The organism is Desulfuromonas sp. TF (assembly GCF_000472285.1).
Lineage (GTDB): Bacteria > Desulfobacterota > Desulfuromonadia > Desulfuromonadales > ATBO01 > ATBO01.
Genome location: NZ_KI421412.1, coordinates 509,002 through 527,977 on the forward strand (window position 1 = coordinate 509,002; position 18,976 = coordinate 527,977).

Consider the following 18,976-nt stretch of genomic DNA (forward strand, 5'->3'; position numbering starts at 1 on the left):
TTTTTACTCCGGCGATCCGATGACCCTGACCCGGCCGACATGGCCGTCCGTGAGCCGCACCTTGATGCCGCGCGTATGGACCGGCGCGCTGGTAAGCAGGTCCTTGACCACTCAATGCCGCCATAATTATGCGACTTGAGCAATAGATTTCTTTAATCCACGAATCCCCACCCGCTGCATACAGGGGTTAGCTGCTGATTTTTGTTTTCAAATAAGAGGTAGCTATCTCAGACGCGAGCGAATGCCTGAACCTCAGGGTCAAGGATCTCGACTTGTCAAGGGACTGCTCGGCGTGCGCAGCCCCTTGACAGCAGCTGATGCCGAAGTGGAATAACCGAATCAGGAGAAGGCGGGATGGCCGGTGATTGCTGTTCTGTCGATTGCCGGAAACGCTTCGCTTATTCCAGCCTACATTCTTCTGTCGCGTTGCGTCGTTGCATGAAATCACTTTCCTAGAGCAGGCCGAAGCGCCGCAGCGTCTCCTCCGGTGCCTGATCGAAGTGGGAAAACTCCATGGTGAAGGTGCCGCGCCCTCGGGTGGCGCTGCGCAGTTCGGTCATGTATCCGAACATCTCCGACAGCGGGACGCTGGCCCGGATCACCTCGATGTCGCTGCGCGACAGCATCCCTTCCACGCGCCCTCGCTTCTGCTGCAGAGTGCCCAGAACCTTGCCGGCGTGCTCTGAGGGGACGGTCACCTCCAGGGCCATGACCGGTTCCAGCAGGGTAGGAGAGGCCTCCCGCGCGGCCATGGCCAGGCCGCGCTGGGCGGCGGCCCTCAATCCCAGGTCGGTCGTTATGCCGGCTTCGAAGGGAGCCTCCAGGACCTCCACCTGCAGATCAGTGAGAGGATATCCCGCTCTTACCCCTGCGGCGCAGGCCTGCTCCAGACTTCGGCGAAGGTTTTCCCTGAGTTCGGCGGGCAAGGTGAATCCCTCCGCCTCGGGAAGGATGATCTGCAGGCCTTTCCCGCGGGCCAGGGGAGTGAGCCGAAGCAGCACCTCGCCGCCCTGAATGCGTCCCTCCGCTTCTCTGTGGAAAACTTCCCTCCGCTCTATCTGTCTTCCCAGGGTTTCGCGATAGACCACCTGCGGCCGCCCGGTCTGGACTCGTACCCCGAATTCCCGCCCCAGGCGCGTCGTTATCACCTCAAGGTGCAGCTCCCCCATGCCGGTCAGAATCGTCTGGCCCGTATCCTCATCCTCCCGGACTCTGAAGGTCGGATCTTCCCATTGCAGTTTCTCCAACGAGGGGAGAAGTTTTTCCCGGTCGTCAACCCCGCGGGGTTCGACCGCCAGGGAAACGACCGGCTCGGGGACGGCTAACCCCTCCAGAATCAGGAGATGAGCGGGGTCGCACAGCGTATCCCCGGTAAGAGCTCCTTTGAGTCCGGTTACGGCGACGATGTCCCCTGCCCGGGCCGAATCAAGGCGCTCGCGTTTATGTGCGTGCATGCGAAAGAGCCTGGCGACCTTTTCCATGCTGCCGCGGCCGGCATTGCAAACTTCCTGCCCCACTCGCAGCGATCCCGAGTAGAGTCGCAGGTAAGTCAGTTTGCGTCCCTCGTCGGAGAGGACCTTGAAGGCGAGAGCGCATAGAGGTCCCTGGGGATCGCAGGCGAGGAGTTCGGCAGGTTCGCCGTCCTCGGGATGACGTGCGGAGACGGGCGGGGTTTCCAGGGGTGAAGGAAGATAGGCGCCGACGGCATCGAGAAGGGGCTGGATTCCCTTGTTGCGCAGCGCCGATCCGAGCAGAACCGGAAAAAGCCGGCAGGCCAGGGTCCCACGGCGCAGAGCGGCCATCAGCCTTTCCGGCCCCACTTCCCGGCCATCCAGAAAATCGGCGAGAATAGCATCGTCGAAGTCAGCCGCCGCCTCGACGATCCTTTCCCGAGCGGCATGCACTTCCTCGAGGCGCCCCTCGGGAACGGGACCGGCGGATACGGTACGGCCCTGGTCCGTCTCGTCGAAGGTGAGGAGCTGTTCGGACAGAAGGTCGATAACCCCCGAGAATTCCCCTTCCAGGCCCACCGGGAGCTGAAGCAGAACGGGCCTGGCTCCAAGCCGGTCCGCCATCTGGGTCAGCACCGACTCACAGTCGGCGCCGACCCGGTCGAGCTTGTTGATCAGACAGACCCGCGGCACCCGGTAGCGGTCGGCCTGGCGCCAGACCGATTCCGTCTGCGGCTGCACTCCTTCCACGGCGCTGAAGATGGCCACCGCCCCGTCGAGGACGCGAAGCGAGCGTTCCACCTCGATGGTGAAGTCGATGTGCCCGGGGGTGTCGATGAGATTGATCGTGCAGCTGCGCCAGCGGCAGGTGGTGCTCGTGGCCGTGATGGTGATCCCGCGCTCCTGTTCCTGGTCCATCCAGTCCATGGTGGCGGAGCCGTCGTGGACTTCGCCCATCTTATGGATTTCCCCGGTGTAGAAGAGGATACGCTCCGAAACCGTGGTTTTCCCGGCGTCGATATGGGAAATGATGCCGATATTGCGGATTTCCTGAAGATCCGGGTACTTCATGGCGCCTCGCTGCACATAAGTTGCCGGAAAGTATAGCGGAATTTGGAAGGAAGGCAAGAAGGGGCGGGTCTCGAACCCGCCCCTACGCTGTGGAGAATCCCTTGCGGATCTGGTAGAGGTTCTCCATCGGCAGATCGTTGAGCTCGAAATACTCCCGCTCCAGCTCCTCGACGTAAAAACGGTCCAGGCCGCTGTTGTCGAGGAAGTCTTCTCGCAGGACCGTATCCCGGTCGGCAATGATCCGCGGCAGCAGGTTGTGCAGGTAGATGGCTTCTTTTTTGATGTTCACCACCACGTTGCGGAACAGCTCCATAGGGATATCGCCCTCCAGCAAACCTTTAGCGCGCAGTTCGTCGGTGATCTCGGTGCGCAGGGCATCCTGTTCGGCCCGGGTATTGTATCGGGAGTAAAAGTTGCGGATCCTGTCCTTGACATGGTTGCGGAGGGTAACGGCTAGGCGCTCCTGACGGTCGATTTCCTTCAACTGCCGCAGCAGACCCTGCACCGTCATCCTGCCGTCTTCGATTCCGTTCAACCCTTCCTCGAGGCAAAGCACTTTTTTGCGTCCGAACTGACCCAGGTATTTGTTTTCAAGAATTCCGGTGAAGAAGAGTTCCTTGAACAGACCGCCGGAGAGTTCGGCAAAGGCCTTCCGATTTCCGAGAAGACTGCGGATCAACTCTTCGGAAAAACGAACGTTCTCCATGAAGGCCAGTTGATTGATCCCCGCCGAGGCATTGTCGTAACGATCGAAGTAGGTAATGATGGCGGAGAAGCTTTCGAGGAGGGTAAGGTCGGCGCCGTCCCGAATCTTCTCGTCACAGGCCTTGCCTGTTTCGAGGAGAATCTGCTCGAAGGTATGATCGCGGTTCTCACTGGCGCGCCGCTTGGCCCTAAGCAATTTGATCATGTCCTCCCGGTCGATGCCGGCGTCGATCTGCTGTGAATGGAGGAACAACCCCTCCAGGATCTGTCGGGTTTCGGCAATATAATCCTGGTCCCACAGATCGACGAGATTGTCGTGTTTGAGCATCTCATCCAGGGTGTAGAAGAGGGCGGAGGGAATCTTGTTGCGCACGGAAAGGGTTTTCAGGCGGGTCAGGCGGGCGTTTTCGAGCTGATTGATGGACCCCTTGAGGTTGCAGTCGATAAGGATGTTTTTGTATTCGTCGACAATCCGCCGATTGTCGGGATGCTTGTACATCACATTGATGCGAATTCGCTCCTGCTGGTATTCGTCGATGCCGAGGCTTTCCGCCAGATGCTGCAGCTTTCCGAATTCTTCTTCGGGAATGGACTTATTCCGCTGATAGAGATCATTGAAGGCGTCATGGTAGATTTTATGCTTCTTGTGAATCAGTTTTATGAGATACAGGGAGCTCTTATGGCCCAAAAGCCCGAGTATTTCATCGACTAGATCCGCATCATCCTCTTCGCTTACTCCGGGACTTCGTTTCAGAAGCTTGCCCAGAAGCCGCAGAAGTCCTTCCTGCTGCTCCGGAAGGGTTCCGGCAACCGACCCGGTCAGAAAAAAGAAATAATTGCAGACGGCATTCCCTTCGAAAAACATCTTTTCGTAACTCTGGCTGCCTTCGGTGCGGCCGCTGAAGGAAAGACTGCCGTCTTCCCGGAAAGTGGCCCCGTACAGGACCAGGCGGTTGCGCACATCGCCTTTGGCCAGATCGGCCAGGGGCAGATCAACCCCGAACATATATTCGCAGAAAGAGCCGCCGTTACCCCGGTGGCTTATTCCTTCCTCCCCCAGCACGAATTCGTTTCCCGGCGAGAAGAAGCGCAGATCGAAGCCCTTGGTCTCGTAAAAATAACACCGGTAAGCGTCCCTGGCCGCGGCCGTGGCGAAGTATTCGATGGTGTCGTTGATGTGCCCGTGGAGGCGAATTTCCTGATGCATGAGATTTGTTCCGAAACGATTCGGGAAACCGGTGAAAACCGCCGCCTAAATGCGCGCCTGATCTCCTCGATTCAGACACAGCTCAACCTGTTGACCGTCGAAAGCCAGTTCCACCCCGCCCGGCAGCGTTTTGTTGCAATCGGCATGTTCCACCTCGTGGCTCAGGTGGGTCAGCAGGGTTCGTCCGGCGCGCAGGCGGGCGGACATCTCGATCGCCTGTGGGATATTGAAGTGAGTCGAATGGGGTCGAAAACGCAGACCGTCGATCACAAGAACTTCAAGATCCTGCAGCCGCCGTTGCGACGCCTCCGGAATGGCGCTGCAGTCGGTCAGATAAGCGAAGGGGCCGATCCGAAAGCCCAGAGAACTGCCGCTGCCGTGATGCAGGGGGAGCGGTTCCACCGATAGGCCGAACAATTCAAAAGGGCCGCTGATCTGTCGGGGATCCAGCCGTGGGCGGTATCCCTCCTCGGCTTCCTCACTGAAAATATAGCTGAAATTTCTCCGGATGGATGCAATCGTCTCTGCGGAACCGTAAATGGGAATCGCCCGGCCCGCGACGAAGTTGAAAGGTCGCAGATCGTCGATGCCGTGGACATGGTCGGCATGGGTGTGGGTATAGAGAACCGCGTCGATACGTTTGATCTTCTCTCGCAGGGACTGCTGCCGCAGATCAGTGGTCGTGTCGATGAGAATATTTCTGCCCCCATGAGAGATCAGGGCGCTGCAACGGGTCCGCGAATTCCGCGGATCGTGCGATGTACATACGGCGCAGGGACATGCGACGACCGGAACGCCTGTACTGGTCCCGGATCCGAGAATGGTGACGGTCATGGTGGCGCTATTCATATCTTGAATGCGCCCACCTCGCCTTCCAGAGCCGACGTTTGCCTGACGAGGATCTCCACCACCTGATCGAGTTCGGCGGTACGGGCCGCATTGTTCTCAGAAATGCTGCGAACGTTGGAAACCGCTTCCACCACCTGACGACTGCGTTCGGTCTGCTCCCGGGTGGCGGCGTCGATGCGCTCGATCATGGTGCGGATTTTTTCCATGCTGGCATTGATCTGCCGGCTCCCCTTTGCCTGCTCTGCTGTGCTGAGTTTGCCTTGTGAAGCGATTTCCTTCATGGACTCGGCGGCTCTGGCGAGGTGCTGGGTGCCGTCACTCTGCTGCTTGATCGCGGTAGCGATCTGCCCCAGCATGGCGGCGACCTCGTTAATTGAATTAGTGATCTGGCGGCTCCCCCGGGACTGCTCCTGGGTGGCCCTTACAATGCCTCGCACCTGCTCAGTCGCAGTCAGGGTGCTGCTGCGGATCTTATCCAGAGCGGTGCCGGCCACCCTGGAACGGGCCACCTCCAGGTGAACACGCTCGCTGCCGACCGTCATCGCCTTGACCGCTTCCTTCGTTCCGGACTGCAAGTTGCCTATGATCGTTGCAATTTCCTTGGTCGATACAGCGGTTCTGTCGGCGAGTTCGCGGATTTCGTCAGCCACAACGGCAAATCCCTTTCCATGTTCGCCGGCCTGGGCTGCGATGATGGCGGCATTAAGGGCCAGGAGGCTGGTCTGGTCGGCCACGTCATCAATCACTGTTAGGATCTTGCCGATGGCGCTGGACTGATTCCCCAGTTCCTGAATGGTAGCGCTGGCCTTGTCCACCATTTCACGAACAGCCCCGATTCCCTCGATGGTTTCATCCACCGCCTCCTTGCCCCGTTGCGCATCCTGGGCCGCCTCTTCCGAGAGCCGGTTGGTCTTTTCGGCATTCTCTTCGATTTCCTTAATGGAGGCATCCAGTTCGGTAATCGAAGAAGCGGTCACTTCGGTCGAGGAGGAAAGAATTTCCACATTGTCGGCAATCTGCTGACTGGCCACCGACATTTCGTTTATGGAGCTGGAAACCTCCTCCACTGTAAAGAAGAGCTTCTCCATCTGCGAGGCGATCTGTTCTATCGTGGCACCCAGTTCCAGGGTGGCCGAAGAGCTCTCCTCCGCTGAATCAACGAGATAGCCCGTGCTCTCGGCGATTCCCGAGACGGCTTCCTCAATCCCCTGGATGGCCAAGTGGGACTGTTCGAGGGAATGAGACTGCTGAGCCGCGCCTTCACTTACTTCGCGGGCGGAGTGGCGAATCTTTTCGGTGGCTTCGGCCAAGTCGACCGAAACCGAACGGGTGCGGCTGACCATCTCCCGGAGCCGTCCCACAAACCGGTTGAAACTCCCCGCCAGCTCTCCCACTTCATCCCGGGAGTGAATCACCAGCGTCCGGGTCAGATCCCCTCCTCCTTCGGAAATCTCCTTGAGGTTCTCGGTCACCTGTACCAGAGGCCGGACGGCGCCACGGGAAATGGCGAGACTGACCAGTACGGCCAGGCCGACGGCCACCACGAGCGCGATAAACATGACTTCTCGTATATGCTGCCGGGCGGCCACGACATCAGACAGATCCAATGCCAGCAGAACACCGCGCTGGGCTACCCCCAGGTTCTTGGTGAAAAGGATATGGGGCTTGCCCTCCAGGCGGATCTCTGATTCCCCTTTCTGATATTCAGACGGGAGGAGCCCCTTCAGTTCCTGGTGAGAGGCGGCGATAATTCCTGATTCATCGAAAAATGCTACCTCCGCTCCGCTCAGGGATTTGATGCGGGTGGCGAAGGCGTCGTTGAGAAAAGAAACCCCCAGAAGATAGCCAATCTGTTCCTGCTGCAGTCGCACCGGAGAGGCTGCGACAATGGCCAGGCGGCCGTCGAAGGGCTCGACGGAGCTTAACGCCTCGCCTTCCAAGACGGCGGCGATGACGGGATGCTCTCGACCGCTTGCGTTCCCTGCAGGTTTCTCCTCTGCCGGAATGCGCAAAAGGGCATTTCCCTCCTTGTCCAGTACCTCGAGAAGGTCAAAGTTGAATATTTCCTGACTATCCCGAATGACCTCTTCGAGCTGCAGAAAATCATTGGTGAGAGATGCGTAATAGACTGCGTTGACCATATCGGCGTTACGACTCATCAGTTTGATATAGTTGACGACTTCGCGCTGGGAATAGACAGTACTCCTTTCGGCAAAATTTGCCACCTGGTGGAACCGGGCATCCATGCTCCTTTCAACCTCCTTCAGGGTGAGACCGGAGAGAACATAGAGGGTACTGAACAGAGGAAGAACGGAAAGGGTGACGAGTGCCAGAAGAATCTTCCAACGCAACTTTAAAGATTTGAACATCGCAGCACCTTTTTCTATTTAGGAGCCTTCGAAAGTTAAACCAACGGAAGGATCGGTCTCTCACCTGAGGGATTTCCGGGAGACGACCTTCTGCCCCTGCGCTCAGTGTGGATTCGATGAACTTGGCCACATCGACTGGAGAGGGGTTCCGATCGGGCAAAAATAACATCTTTTAACAACCCATGGCAACTGTTTATAGTCGTAAAACCCCGATTTAACGTCGTAGTGAACCCGCATTTTCCATCCAATCTACCGCCGGGGGATTGTTCCCGATTCGATCAGAGGTTATGATTAAAATATCCCCAAAAGGGAGAATTCCATGAATTACAAATCCCTGAGTATTCCCAAACTCTTCAAAAGCAGATTTACTGTCGATTATTCCGCTCCCTTCCGCCGGCACCTCAACCGATTGGAGGTGGAAATCGGCCGCGAGGATTATCGTCATCTCAAGAGGGTGGAGCTGCTTGCCGAGTCTCCGGCCGAGAGGGATTTCGATGCCATGGAGGAAATCACCTCTCGTCTTCTTGAAACCACACAGAATAATTACAATCGGGACCTTCTGCGCCGCCTGGGCATCCAGGTCTACCTCGACGTTCCTCAATACGCCGTTTACTACCGCCTCCCTGAAAAGACGCTCCGCTTCGTCGCCACCTGGCGCCAGCAGGTGCTTCATCGCTTCTTCCGCACCGTACCCGCGGAGGACACCGGCTGGAGATCCGGCGCACCTCGTCTTGCGGATTTTGAAGCCCGCTTTCTCCCCGACCAGGCCGGCGGAGTGCTGCTGCTGCGCCGCAGCGACCGGCGGGGACCCGGCCAGCCGCTCCTCACCGCTACTCACGGTCCCTACGATCCCCACTCCCTCGATGTGACGCTCTACTTCCTCCGTACCGGCAAAGGGGGTTCCGCCCTGATCAATCTCGGATTTTCCGGGCGCGAACCCCTGACCGACGAGAATCTGGAAAAACTGAAGAGCTGGGGCGTTCCCCTCAATCCCAGCAACATCGACGTCATCTATCCCTATGTCGACGGCGGTGGCCATCCCTACTGCTATAAACTGGAGGAAGGCCTCGGGCGCTACGTCGCCATTCTCGACCGCCCTTCCCCGGAGCTGATAATCGATATGCATGGCTGCGTGGGGACCCGTCCCGACGACTCCCGGCTGGTGGTCGGACTAGGCGGCTTCCCCCCCTACCCCCCGTGCGCCGAAATGGGGCAAATGGAAAAAAGGGGAGACATTTTCCATCTCTCCCCCTCCTCCCCACTGCGCACCGGGCTTTTCCTGCTGCGCGACCTGTCGGAGGAAATCTATGTCCAGTTCTGCGACGCTCCGAACCATGGCTACCATTTCTTCGTCATGGGGGGACTGCATCTCCTCGGCCGGGACCTGAACCCCTCTACGGAAGTCAAAAGCCTGCTCCCCGGAGAAGAGCGCACCTATCTGCCCATGGAGAATATCCGCTGGCTTCCGGGTGCCGGAGGAAACGCCCTCCAGCGGATCGAGGCCCGGAAATTGCGAGCCGATGCGATCTGCCTGCACGTGGAAATACCCACCTCCGTCCGGCGGAGAATCGCGCTCAAGCTGCGCGAACTGGAAATCGCCGATTCCCTGGATGCCAGCGCCCTTTGACCCTCTCAAGAGGCGTCGTCAGGTAGTCATGTAGGCCGGGATAAGGCGCAGCCGTTCCCGGCGCGCCAAGAAGCATCGCCGTTCTGGCCGGTTGCCGGAAACGCTCCGCTTATACCGGCCTACCTATTGAAAAGAAGGTCTCGGAAATCGATTCGCTACGGCAAACCGGGCACTTGCCGGGGGTTGTCAGCCGCTGCCGTTTGTGGAAGACAAAACCACATCCGAGGCAGGAGGACGGCAGGACGATCAGCCGCCGCCTCTCCCGTTGAAGGCTGCGCCGGATGTGCTCCAGATGAGGGTAGACTTCCTTCTCCGCCAAACCGACAGCTCCGGAGATGTCCCGGGCGGAGACCGGCTGATTCTCCAGCAGCGCCATGATCCGGCGTCTTGCGGTTTCGGTGTGGGAAGAGGGGAGAACAGGGGATTTCGGCTTCTGTTTCATTTCTCTCCGCTTCGGATAAACTTGCGGTGTTGCTGCGTGCTTGACATCTGGTATCCATTTTACCCCACGAGGAGGGTTCATGCCGGAAAACGAGCTCAATGTGGTCACCGGAGCCTACAGCTTCACCGGCAAATACATCGCGCGGCGATTGCTCTCCGCCGGCAAAAAGGTGAAAACCCTCACCAGCCATTCCGATCGCGAACACCCTTTCGGCGAGACGGTGCCGGCGATTCCGTACAACTTTGGAGACCCTGAGGCTCTGGCTGAGAGTCTGTCCGGCGCGACCACTCTATACAATACCTACTGGATCCGTTTCGAACATCGGCAGGCTACCTTCGAACAGGCCGTCGCAAATACGGAAATCCTCCTTCAGGCGGCCCGCGAGGCCGGCTTGCGCCGTTGCATTCATATCAGTGCCGTTGCCGCCGATGAAAACTCCACGTTTCGCTACTTCCGGGCAAAGGGCAGGGCCGAACGCATCGTGCGCGAATCGGGGCTTTCCTGGGCTATTCTCCGCCCCACCGTCCTCTTCGGCAAGGAGAGCATCCTTTTCAACAATATCGCCTGGCTGCTGCGCCGCTATCCTGTCTTCGCTGTTCCCGATTCCAGGCGCAGCGAACTACAGCCTATCCATGTCGACGATGTCGCCGAACTGGCGGTTAGAGTCGGCCGGAGCGAGGAAAATTTGTGCCTCAATGCCGGGGGTCCCGAAACCTACGCCTTCGACCAACTGGTCCGTCTCATGGCCAAAGAGATAGGCACTCACGTCCGCCTCCTGCGGGTAAAGCCGAAACGGATACTTCAGTTCACCCGTATGCTCAGCGGACGAGTCAAAGACGTCCTCCTGACGGAGGACGAAATCGAAGGGCTGGCACGCAACTTGCTGACATCACCTGCAGAGCCCGCTGGACACACCCTTTTCAGCGAATGGCTGAAACAGCATGCCGACACCCTCGGCGACACGTATATTTCCGAATTGGAGCGTCATTTCGACTGAGGCCTGACCACAGCGGAAGCGGCAGCAAAAAGGATGATCCATGTCCAGTAACAAAGCGACAGACCTGATCAGAAAAGGGATGGAGGCTCTCAATGAAGGGAGCACCCTGGTGGCCATAGTCCACTTCGAGGATGCGGTGAAACTGGATGACAGCCCAACCGCCCGCTCATATTTGGCATTCTGTCTGGCCAAAGAACAACATCAGATCGGCAGGGCGGCCGCCCTGTGTCTCTCGGCCATGCAGGAGGAGCCGAACAAGGCGCTGCATTATCTCAACCTTGGCCGGATCTACCTTCTGGCCGGAGAGAAAACCCGCGCCATCAAAACCTTCCGGAAGGGGCTGAAACTGGAGAGGAATCGCCAGATCATTGATGAACTCAAGAATCTGGGCCTCCGGCAGCCGCCTGTGGTGAAAACTCTCCATCGAGACAATCCGCTGAATAAATGTCTCGGAATCCTGTTTCATAAACTCGGGATGCGGTAATGCCGGGCGAACTGGATCCTGAAGGTGAGAGGAGAGAGGACGTACTGCCGACATGTGCGTTGTCGGGTAAAATGAGATTGGTGCCTTCAGCACTCAAAGGGTTCAGATGAACACACAGGAACGGCGCTGAAAAGAGGAGAAAATGTATTTTCTCATCAAGGTGCTAGTGACGGCGGTGGTGATCGCCGCCGTATCCGAACTGGCCAAACGCTCCCTTCCCCTGGCCGCCATCCTGGCCTCCCTGCCGCTGACCTCCATCCTTGCCATGCTGTGGCTCTACCGGGACACCGGGAATGAACTCCTCGTCGTCGATCTCTCCCAACAGATATTCTGGGCCCTTCTTCCATCTCTTCTCTTTTTCGTCCTTCTCCCCTGGATGATCCGATGGGGGCTCCGCTTCGAGCTCGCCATCTGCGGCGCCATGATCATCATGGTTTTCGGGTATCTACTCTATGCGTGGGTTATCAGCCGCTTCGGCATCAATCTTTAGGCTGGTGAGCACGGGAAAGAAGGAAAGATGTCCGCGCTGCGGCGGCAGGATCAAGAAGGAAAAGATCTCCGGACGCAGTCATATTTCTGCCGCGACCATCAGGAAAACAATAAAACCATTATTCGCAAATGGTTTTTTCCCTGGCCTCCCTCAGGCGGCGAAAGATCTCGCGGAAGGCTCGTCGGTCGCCGTGAGCATGAACGGAACCGGCCAGCCGGCTGATGGCTCCCCGATCGAGTCCGGGCATGGCGGATGCGGCCTCGTCGAGGGCCGCTTCGGAGAGATCAGGGTTGCAGATGCGGTCACGAAGGTTTTCGAGCTCGTGAAAATCCCGCTGTTCTCTGAGATGAACCTGGTCGAGGCCGGACAAGAAGGCCTGCAGCTCTTCGGTCTCCTCATCCATCTGGCGCAGGAGGGCTGCCAGATGTTTAGTCTGCCGCTTGCGGGATCCGTGCCCTTTCGTGACCCGGGCCAGTTCGATTTCTCTGTGCAGAGCCGGGGAAGCAGGGAGCTTTTTCCACTCGGCTTCCGGCATATCCACCATCTGACGGGCCAGGTCCTCGACGGCCTTGGCTGCCCGCTTCAAAGCTGAACGGCTCGGTTTTTCTTCCTCGGTCATCAGAAAACCTTTCGGCTGTCCAGCAGCATCGTCACCGGCCCCCTGTTCACCAGGGACACCTCCATCATCGCCTGGAAGGTCCCCGTCTCCACCCTCAGGCCCCGCTCCCGCAGGAGATCGACATAATGTTCGTAAAGGGCGTTGGCCTTTTCGGGCGGGGCCGCCCGGGAGAAACCGGGCCGGCGCCCCTGGCGGCAGTCGGCCAGCAGGGTGAACTGGGAAACCACCAGAATTTCACCGCCGGTATCCGTCACCGAGAGATTCATCTTTCCCTCTCCGTCTTCGAAGATCCTCAGCCCGGCCGTCTTTTCGGCCAGAAAGAGAGCATCGTTTTCCTCGTCCCCCTCCTCAACCCCGAGCAGAACGGCCAGACCGGGACCGATTTCTCCGACACTCTCCTCTTCGACGACGACTCGGGCCGAGGAAACCCGCTGCAAAACGGCGCGCATCTATCGCTCCCCCGCCAGCTGCCGCAGGGCGGCCAGGTTCATCCGGTCGAATTCGTCCCCTTCCCCCTTGGGCGTCTCCAGAATCTTGGGAACCGCGTTGAACCGGTCGTCCCGCATCAGGGCCCTGAACCCCTCCCGGCCGATGCATCCCTTGCCGACATGCTCATGGCGGTCGAGCCTGCCGCCCAAGGCCTTTTTGCTGTCGTTGACGTGGAAGGCGCGGATATGCCCCACGCCGACCACCCTTTCGAACTCGTCCATGGTGGCGGCGAAACCCTCCGCCGTGGAGATGTCGAAACCGGCGGCGAAAGCGTGGCAGGTGTCGAAGCAGACGCCGAAGCGCCCTTCCGGGACCCCCTCCATGATCGAGGCCAGATGCTCGAACCGCCCGCCGAGATAGGTCCCCTGGGAGGCGGTGTTTTCCAGCAGAACCGTCACTTCTCCAGGCGCCTCGGCGAAGATGGTGCGAAACGCTGCGCAGATGCGCTTCAGTCCTGACTCTACCCCGGCTCCCATGTGCGCTCCCGGATGCATGACTAGGGCAGGAATCCCGAGCAGGGCGCAGCGCTCCATCTCATCGATGAATGCGGCAATGGACATTTTCCATTTTTCCTCGTCCGGAGCGGCCAGATTGATGAGATAGCTGTCATGGGCGATGACCGGACCGATGGAGCTCTCTTTCCAGGCTTTGCGGAACGCCTCGGCCTCCACCACATCCAGAGCCTTGGCCCGCCATCGGCTGGCATTTTTGGTGAAGACCTGAATGGCGGTGCACCCCACCTCCTCCCCCCGGGAAAAGGCCAGATGCATCCCTCCGGCGATCGACATGTGAGCGCCTATCGGCTGCTGCATGATTTGAATCCTTTATACTATTCAGAACAGGGAACTCACCAGTCGACAGGCGGCAAAAGCCGTCGGCGCCTGATAGTCGACGAAGGGGGCAGGCGGGCCGGCCCCGACCAGGACGGTGGTCATCCCGAGATCTTTGGCAGTTGCCAGATTATCCGGCGAATCCTCCACCATGATACAGCGCTCGGCGCTCAGACCGAGGGCCGCGAGCACGCCGTAGTAGGGATCGGGGCAGGGTTTGGGCTGATACGCGGCGACACGGATATCGAAGATCTCTTCGAAGTGCTCCGCCAGTCCGAGAGCGGCAAGCACCCGCTCGGCATGCCTCCTGGACCCGTTGGTGAATATACACCGGCGGGCGGCCAGCCCCGAGAGTTCGCGGCCAAGGTCGAGGTCCGGCAGAAGCCTTCCGGCTATATCGACATCATGGACATATTCCAGATAGTGCTCCGGATCGACTCCGTAATGCCGGATCAGCCCTTGGAGAGTGGCGCCGTACGCCTTCCAGTAGTGCCGGCGCAGCCCGTCCACCTCCGCGGGCCGGATGGCGACGACCTCCTCCATGAAACGGTTGATCCGCTTATCGATCAACGAGAAGAGGTCCCGCTCCGGCGCATAAAGCGTATTATCAAGATCAAAAAGAATCGCATCCATAGTTCATTATCCTGCAGGGGCACTGCCCGCGCCGCCTGGGCGACCCCGGCGAAGGTGCCCTGATTCGGACGGCATTCCGCCCTTTATTCTATCAAATCCAGCGTCTCACGAATTTTACGGATCGTCTCCCGGTACTCCTCCGGAGAAAGGTGGATCTCCTCGTGCGGTTCGCTCCAGATCGGCCGGGGCCACAGTACATCGGAGGTGAACCGCGGCACTAGGTGCCAGTGCATGTGCGGCACCATGTTGCCGAGCAGTTCGTAATTCATCTTGGCAGGCCGGTAAATGCGATCGAGAGCGGCGGACACGCGGCTTACCTCCTCCATCACCCCGCGGCGTCCGGACGGATCGAGATGAAATAGTTCTGTGACATGCTCCCGGGCGAAAACCAGGGTATAGCCGGGAAAAAACTGGTCGCGGTTGAGAAGAATAAAGCAGTGCTCCAGCTCCGCGATACGCATTTCGGCATCATCCTGCCAGCGGCTGCACATGGGACAGTTCATTGCGGGCGGTATTCTCCCTCGAAAACCTGGACCGCCGGCCCGGTCATGTAAATGTCTCCTTCCTCCGTCCATTCCATTTCCAGATCGCCTCCGCACAGGCGGTTGAGGAGGCGGCGGCCGGTATGTCCGTTCAGAACCCCCGCCACGGTGACGGCTGCGGCTCCGGTTCCGCAGGCCAGGGTCTCTCCAGCCCCCCGCTCCCACGTGCGCTGTTTGACTTCGGTTGACGAGACGATCTCCACGAATTCCACATTGGTGCGGTTGGGAAATACGGAATGGGTTTCGATGGCCGGACCGTACTTCTCCACCGGGAACTCCGCCACGTTGTCGACGAAGATGACGCAGTGCGGGTTGCCCATGGAGATGCCGGTAATGTGGAAGGTTCGGTCGAGCACGTGGAGTTCCGCCCCCACCACCTGCTCGTCGGGGGAACCGGTCATGGGGATTTCCCCACGGGTGAGCCTCGGCCGTCCCATGTTTACCCGCACCTTTTCAACCTTTTCGGCTTCGTTTGTATACAGCTGGAGTTTGAGGATGCCTGCCGCCGTTTCGACGGAAATCTCCTTTTTATCCACCAGTCCGTGATCCCAGGCGTATTTGGCCACGCAGCGGACGCCGTTTCCGCACATCTCCGCCTCGCTGCCGTCTGCATTAAACATCCGCATGCGCACGTCGGCGAGCCGTGAAGGAAGAATAAGGATAAGACCGTCGGAACCGATGCCGAAATTACGGTTGCTCAGCTCGATCGCCAGGCCGGCAGGATCCGGGACCGTCTCCTTGAAGCCGTTAATATACACGTAGTCGTTTCCGGCGCCGTGCATTTTTGTGAATCTCATGTCGACGGACCTTTCTTTGTTCTCATCGGAAGGTAACATGCTATTATAGGCGATCTTTCCACCGGGGAACAAGGGACAATGTGCTCGCATTGACCCGCGCGGCTGGCAAACGTATCATGAAGGAAACACTAGAATGAGGAGGATGCCCTTGGCTTTCAATCTCAAGACCAAGCTCTGGCAGACCGGAGCCCTGGAATGGTGGGGTTTTATCGACAATGAGGATGTCTATCTGGGGAGCCGGGAGTTTCCCAATCCGCCGGAGGAGGGAGACGAGTGGATTGTTCGCGCCACCGGCGATGTCTTCCGCATCGTCGAAGGCGAAATCGTCAAGGTGGGGCACCAGGAGCCCCCCGAGCAGCTCTGGTGATCGCCATGCCCCTGGAAATCGTTCAGGTTCCCGCCGGCGAGATGGAGAACTTCTCCTACCTCGTCTACTGCCCGGCCAGCGGCCGGGGGATCGCCGTCGATCCTTCTCTCGCCCCGGAAAAGCTGCTTGCGGCCGCCGCAGAACGCAACATCGTCCTGGAGATTCTGGTCAACACCCACGGCCACCGCGATCACACCGCCGGCAACGGCCGCATCGTCGAGGCTACCGGCGCCAGACTCGCCGCTCACCCAGCCGACGTTCCCGGGGCAGACATTCCGCTGACAGAGGGGACCCTCATTACCATCAGCGAGGAAAGGGTGAAGGTCCTCCACACCCCCGGGCATACCCCCGGCTCGATCGTCCTGAATCCGCCCGGTGCCCTGATCACCGGCGACACCCTCTTCGTCACGCGGGTCGGCCGGGCCGATCTCCCCGGCAGCGACCCCGAAGAACTCTATCGCAGCCTGCGCCGGCTGGCGGAATTTCCACCGGAAACCCGCGTCTATCCCGGGCATGACTACGGGCCCCGGCCCGTTTCCACCATCGGCTTCGAGCGGGAGAACAACCCCTATCTGCAGTGTCCAAACCTGGAAAGCTTTATCCGCCTGCGAATGGGTTAAATCTATCCCTCCTCCGCCAGACCCTCTTCACTTAATTCTTCCAGACGCTCCCACCCGGTTACGGGAACCACCCGGCTGTTCGCCAGTCGATCATTCCAGCCTCGCCGTTCCCCGTCAAAGGCGATGCGAAGATAGCCGAGGCCGGCCGGAAGCAGGGACAGCAGGCCCCCGACGCTGCGCAGAAAAGCCTGGGAGAACATCAAACCTCCCCCTTCCTCTCCCACGACCCGTATCCGGAAGAGCATCTTTCCGGGTGTTTGGCCGATCAAAAAATGAAAGAGGGTGAAATAACCGAAACAGACAGCGAAAAGGACCAGAAAGTAGGGTGTCGCCAGTTCGATCAGATTCGCCGGGGAGGGGAAAAAAATTCCGCTCTGGCCGGAGTCGAGAGCCACCTCTCCCGCCATCAGAAAGAGGATGAAGACCACGGTCAGGATGACCAGGTCCGTGATTCCGGCTCCAAGCCGGGAGCTCAGAGAGGGGGGGGCGGGCACGACGGATTTTCCGGCCCCTGTTTCCTCCAGACCCTCCGGAAGATCCAGCGTCACTTCCGACGAAATATTTCCGAAGAGTTCCTCGTCCGCAAAAAGGGCAGGAACCGCTGCCGTCACACCGTCGTCATCGGCACCGTCGTCGAGAGATTTGAGGAAAAGCTCAGCCAGATTCGGTGCCGAAGATCCGAGGTGACTGTTCCCATCTTCGGACGGTTCTTCGGTTGCGTCATCCCAAGAAAACGGTTCGGCGGCGGGGAAGGATTCGGAAAGGATTGACCGTCCCGCAACGCCTCCAGTCGAAACACCGGAATCTTCCCACATCGACGGCTGGTCCATCAGGGCAAAGTCTTGTCCGGCGATTTCCTTCTCGAATATACGGGGAAATTCGTCTTGAGTTTCGACAGGTTCCTCCTCGAAAACGAATTCCGGAAACTCCTCATCCGATAATCCTGGAGCCGCATCAGAGTTCTGGCCGTAAGTATCGGGGGTGGCCCCGAAGGGAACGGCAGCCCTGGACAAATCGAGACCGGAAGCCTCATTCTCCGCAAATCCGGGGAACGTTTCAGATGCGAACATTCCTTCGTCGCCGGAAATTTCTCCGGCTCCGGTCAGAGACTTTTCTTCCCAGGTGACGTCGAAATCAGAGGCGTCACCCGCCGGAACGTCATCATAGTGTTCAAGCGGGGAGGGGATGGCGGAGGAACCTGGAGAAGGTTCCTTTTGTTCGACATAAAAAACCTGACTTTCCTTAAGACCGGTGCCGAGCAGTTCTTCCAGGGAGGAATTGAGCGGATCTTCGGTGGGGAGTTGCTTGTCCATGAAATCGAATCCGAAGTCCGTCGCCGCGGCCGGAGCGACTTCATCCTCGGGCAGAGCTTTCGATTCCGCTTCTTCCACCGAGGTCAGGGGCGTGGCCGGCTCGCCCTTCCCGCAGCCGAAGAACAGGCTGCGCAGGCCGAACCTGGCCTTGTGCGTCTCCATATCCTCGCCACACTTTTTGCAGCTCTCCAGGTGGTCGAAGCTGTTATATCCGCATTTGGGACACTTCATGGCATCTCCTTGCACGGATGGGCTTTTGAGCAGGGTCCCAAATCTCCGTAAAGATACTGCAGGATGGACGCGACGGCGAATCCGGCCGTTTCAGTCCTGAGAATGCGCGGTCCGATCCGAACCGGAAGGAAGCCCGCCCGCCGGGCGAGTTCCGCCTCCTGAGACGAGAAGCCTCCTTCAGGGCCGACGAGAATGGCTGCCTGCCGAGGCGCAGCAGCGGGCAACGCCCCGGCAAGGGGGCGGCTCTCTTCTTCCCAGAGCATCAGACGTAGGTCGGCATTGCATTCGGACAGGGCTTGAGGCAGAGGCAGAGGTGAGGTGAGGTGAGGGAGACAAGGACGGCGGCACTGACGGGCAGCCTCCCGGACTATGCGCTCCCAGCGGAGCTGGCGCTTTTCCTCTCCGGTCCCGGGGCGGGAAATGCTGCGTCCGGCCAGCACCGGGATGAAAATCGACACCCCCAGCTCAGTCCCTTTCTGCAGAACGAGATCCATTTTGTCGCCCTTGGGGAGGGCCTGCAGCAGACAGACGGGAAGGGCGCTCTCCTCCTCGCGCCACCGGTGAAGCACGCGAGCCTTTCCTGAACGCCGGTCGAGGGACTCGATGCGGCAGCGGCACAGGTTCCCCAATCCGTCCAGAAGCACGATCTCCTCTCCTGCCGAAAGCCGCAGCACCGCCCCTAGGTGGTGCAGAATCTCGGACGAGAGGGTGATTTCTTCATTAGCCATGTTGGCGGGGGGAAGAAAGAAGCGTCGCATCAGCGCTCCCGCCGATAGAGAAGACAGATCCACTCCTCCCGGCAAGTGATTTCGGGCTCCGACAAAGGAAAAGCGGCGAAAGCTT

19 protein-coding genes and 1 pseudogene are annotated in these 18,976 nt (G+C 59.1%); 6 read left to right on the forward strand and 14 right to left on the reverse strand.

Annotated features, from left to right (window positions below; all coding sequences use genetic code 11):
- Positions 1–3 precede the first annotated feature (3 nt).
- The 5 genes and pseudogenes from DTF_RS25930 to DTF_RS21510 all read right to left on the reverse strand — a co-directional run.
- A pseudogene (locus tag DTF_RS25930) lies at positions 4–111 on the reverse strand (DUF2196 domain-containing protein); the annotation flags it as partial.
- 341 nt (positions 112–452) lie between these two features.
- Complete coding sequence (fusA, locus tag DTF_RS0102340) at positions 453–2,522, reverse strand: elongation factor G (RefSeq protein WP_027714011.1); 2,070 nt, start codon at positions 2,520–2,522, stop codon at positions 453–455.
- Between the two features lie 82 nt (positions 2,523–2,604).
- Positions 2,605–4,434 (reverse strand): TIGR04442 family protein, encoded by a 1,830-nt coding sequence (locus DTF_RS0102345; protein ID WP_027714012.1) that lies wholly within the window; start codon positions 4,432–4,434, stop codon positions 2,605–2,607.
- A gap of 45 nt (positions 4,435–4,479) precedes the next feature.
- Positions 4,480–5,268 (reverse strand): GPMC system MBL fold metallohydrolase, encoded by a 789-nt coding sequence (locus DTF_RS0102350; RefSeq protein WP_027714013.1) that lies wholly within the window; start codon positions 5,266–5,268, stop codon positions 4,480–4,482.
- Positions 5,269–5,279: 11 nt separating this feature from the next.
- A complete protein-coding gene (locus tag DTF_RS21510; protein ID WP_051360738.1) occupies positions 5,280–7,652 on the reverse strand; it encodes a methyl-accepting chemotaxis protein in 2,373 nt (790 codons plus the stop codon).
- A gap of 319 nt (positions 7,653–7,971) precedes the next feature.
- Between DTF_RS21510 and DTF_RS0102360 the strand changes: the two genes are divergently transcribed.
- Entirely contained in the window at positions 7,972–9,279 is a 1,308-nt protein-coding gene (locus DTF_RS0102360; protein WP_027714014.1) for a hypothetical protein, read from the forward strand.
- Positions 9,280–9,388: 109 nt separating this feature from the next.
- Here DTF_RS0102360 and DTF_RS0102365 read toward each other — a convergent pair whose 3' ends face one another.
- Positions 9,389–9,721 (reverse strand): transcriptional regulator, encoded by a 333-nt coding sequence (locus tag DTF_RS0102365; RefSeq protein WP_027714015.1) that lies wholly within the window; start codon positions 9,719–9,721, stop codon positions 9,389–9,391.
- Between the two features lie 79 nt (positions 9,722–9,800).
- Here DTF_RS0102365 and DTF_RS0102370 point away from each other — a divergent pair, with 79 nt between their 5' ends.
- The 3 genes from DTF_RS0102370 (at position 9,801) to DTF_RS0102380 (ending at position 11,692) form a co-directional block, all read left to right on the forward strand.
- A complete protein-coding gene (locus DTF_RS0102370; protein WP_027714016.1) occupies positions 9,801–10,718 on the forward strand; it encodes an NAD(P)H-binding protein in 918 nt (305 codons plus the stop codon).
- Positions 10,719–10,758: 40 nt separating this feature from the next.
- Positions 10,759–11,202, forward strand: a complete 444-nt coding sequence (locus DTF_RS0102375; protein WP_027714017.1) for a hypothetical protein — start codon at positions 10,759–10,761, stop codon at positions 11,200–11,202.
- Positions 11,203–11,344: 142 nt separating this feature from the next.
- Positions 11,345–11,692 carry a DUF3147 family protein gene (locus DTF_RS0102380; protein WP_027714018.1) on the forward strand — a complete coding sequence of 116 codons (348 nt, stop codon included), beginning with the start codon at positions 11,345–11,347 and terminating at the stop codon, positions 11,690–11,692.
- A gap of 118 nt (positions 11,693–11,810) precedes the next feature.
- On the opposite strand, the gene yjgA is transcribed toward DTF_RS0102380, so the two are convergent.
- The 6 genes from yjgA to dapF all read right to left on the reverse strand — a co-directional run bounded on the left by yjgA (position 11,811) and on the right by dapF (position 15,602).
- Positions 11,811–12,311 (reverse strand): ribosome biogenesis factor YjgA, encoded by a 501-nt coding sequence (gene yjgA / locus DTF_RS0102385; protein WP_027714019.1) that lies wholly within the window; start codon positions 12,309–12,311, stop codon positions 11,811–11,813.
- Positions 12,311–12,760 (reverse strand): D-aminoacyl-tRNA deacylase, encoded by a 450-nt coding sequence (gene dtd / locus DTF_RS0102390; RefSeq protein ID WP_027714020.1) that lies wholly within the window; start codon positions 12,758–12,760, stop codon positions 12,311–12,313. Before dtd ends, yjgA begins: the two co-directional genes overlap by 1 nt.
- Positions 12,761–13,612 carry a deoxyribonuclease IV gene (locus DTF_RS0102395; protein WP_027714021.1) on the reverse strand — a complete coding sequence of 284 codons (852 nt, stop codon included), beginning with the start codon at positions 13,610–13,612 and terminating at the stop codon, positions 12,761–12,763. It lies immediately after the preceding gene.
- A 21-nt stretch (positions 13,613–13,633) separates the two neighbouring features.
- Positions 13,634–14,263 carry a pyrimidine 5'-nucleotidase gene (locus DTF_RS21515; RefSeq protein WP_051360740.1) on the reverse strand — a complete coding sequence of 210 codons (630 nt, stop codon included), beginning with the start codon at positions 14,261–14,263 and terminating at the stop codon, positions 13,634–13,636.
- An 83-nt stretch (positions 14,264–14,346) separates the two neighbouring features.
- A complete protein-coding gene (locus DTF_RS0102405; RefSeq protein ID WP_027714022.1) occupies positions 14,347–14,766 on the reverse strand; it encodes an HIT family protein in 420 nt (139 codons plus the stop codon).
- Positions 14,763–15,602 carry a diaminopimelate epimerase gene (gene dapF / locus DTF_RS0102410; protein ID WP_027714023.1) on the reverse strand — a complete coding sequence of 280 codons (840 nt, stop codon included), beginning with the start codon at positions 15,600–15,602 and terminating at the stop codon, positions 14,763–14,765. The genes DTF_RS0102405 and dapF overlap by 4 nt, the downstream gene beginning before the upstream one ends.
- A 148-nt stretch (positions 15,603–15,750) precedes the next feature.
- Between dapF and DTF_RS0102415 the strand changes: the two genes are divergently transcribed.
- On the forward strand, positions 15,751–15,969 hold the full coding sequence (locus DTF_RS0102415) for a hypothetical protein (RefSeq protein ID WP_027714024.1): 219 nt from the start codon (positions 15,751–15,753) through the stop codon (positions 15,967–15,969).
- A 5-nt stretch (positions 15,970–15,974) separates the two neighbouring features.
- Positions 15,975–16,589: a hydroxyacylglutathione hydrolase family protein gene (locus DTF_RS21520; RefSeq protein ID WP_035055496.1), complete on the forward strand. Its 615-nt coding sequence runs from the start codon at positions 15,975–15,977 to the stop codon at positions 16,587–16,589.
- Between the two features lie 2 nt (positions 16,590–16,591).
- Here the strand turns inward: DTF_RS21520 and DTF_RS25065 are convergent, their stop codons facing one another.
- Together DTF_RS25065 and DTF_RS0102430 are read right to left on the reverse strand one after the other, a co-directional pair.
- Entirely contained in the window at positions 16,592–18,133 is a 1,542-nt protein-coding gene (locus DTF_RS25065; RefSeq protein WP_051360744.1) for an RDD family protein, read from the reverse strand.
- On the reverse strand, positions 18,130–18,976 hold an 847-nt coding region (locus tag DTF_RS0102430), incomplete at its 5' end, for a 16S rRNA (uracil(1498)-N(3))-methyltransferase (RefSeq protein ID WP_155890675.1). The genes DTF_RS25065 and DTF_RS0102430, both read right to left, overlap by 4 nt.

Bases quoted from the DNA above. Each gene is read 5' to 3' on its own strand.
- DTF_RS0102370 (WP_027714016.1), top strand. From the start codon at position 9,801: ATGCCGGAAAACGAGCTCAATGTGGTCACCGGAGCCTACAGCTTCACC.
- DTF_RS21510 (WP_051360738.1), bottom strand. From the start codon at position 7,652: ATGTTCAAATCTTTAAAGTTGCGTTGGAAGATTCTTCTGGCACTCGTC.
- DTF_RS0102360 (WP_027714014.1), top strand. From the start codon at position 7,972: ATGAATTACAAATCCCTGAGTATTCCCAAACTCTTCAAAAGCAGATTT.
- DTF_RS0102405 (WP_027714022.1), bottom strand. From the start codon at position 14,766: ATGAACTGTCCCATGTGCAGCCGCTGGCAGGATGATGCCGAAATGCGT.
- dtd (WP_027714020.1), bottom strand. From the start codon at position 12,760: ATGCGCGCCGTTTTGCAGCGGGTTTCCTCGGCCCGAGTCGTCGTCGAA.
- DTF_RS0102395 (WP_027714021.1), bottom strand. From the start codon at position 13,612: ATGCAGCAGCCGATAGGCGCTCACATGTCGATCGCCGGAGGGATGCAT.
- dapF (WP_027714023.1), bottom strand. From the start codon at position 15,602: ATGAGATTCACAAAAATGCACGGCGCCGGAAACGACTACGTGTATATT.
- DTF_RS21515 (WP_051360740.1), bottom strand. From the start codon at position 14,263: ATGGATGCGATTCTTTTTGATCTTGATAATACGCTTTATGCGCCGGAG.
- yjgA (WP_027714019.1), bottom strand. From the start codon at position 12,311: ATGACCGAGGAAGAAAAACCGAGCCGTTCAGCTTTGAAGCGGGCAGCC.
- DTF_RS25065 (WP_051360744.1), bottom strand. From the start codon at position 18,133: ATGAAGTGTCCCAAATGCGGATATAACAGCTTCGACCACCTGGAGAGC.
- DTF_RS0102375 (WP_027714017.1), top strand. From the start codon at position 10,759: ATGTCCAGTAACAAAGCGACAGACCTGATCAGAAAAGGGATGGAGGCT.
- DTF_RS0102350 (WP_027714013.1), bottom strand. From the start codon at position 5,268: ATGACCGTCACCATTCTCGGATCCGGGACCAGTACAGGCGTTCCGGTC.
- fusA (WP_027714011.1), bottom strand. From the start codon at position 2,522: ATGAAGTACCCGGATCTTCAGGAAATCCGCAATATCGGCATCATTTCC.
- DTF_RS0102345 (WP_027714012.1), bottom strand. From the start codon at position 4,434: ATGCATCAGGAAATTCGCCTCCACGGGCACATCAACGACACCATCGAA.
- DTF_RS0102365 (WP_027714015.1), bottom strand. From the start codon at position 9,721: ATGAAACAGAAGCCGAAATCCCCTGTTCTCCCCTCTTCCCACACCGAA.
- DTF_RS21520 (WP_035055496.1), top strand. From the start codon at position 15,975: ATGCCCCTGGAAATCGTTCAGGTTCCCGCCGGCGAGATGGAGAACTTC.
- DTF_RS0102380 (WP_027714018.1), top strand. From the start codon at position 11,345: ATGTATTTTCTCATCAAGGTGCTAGTGACGGCGGTGGTGATCGCCGCC.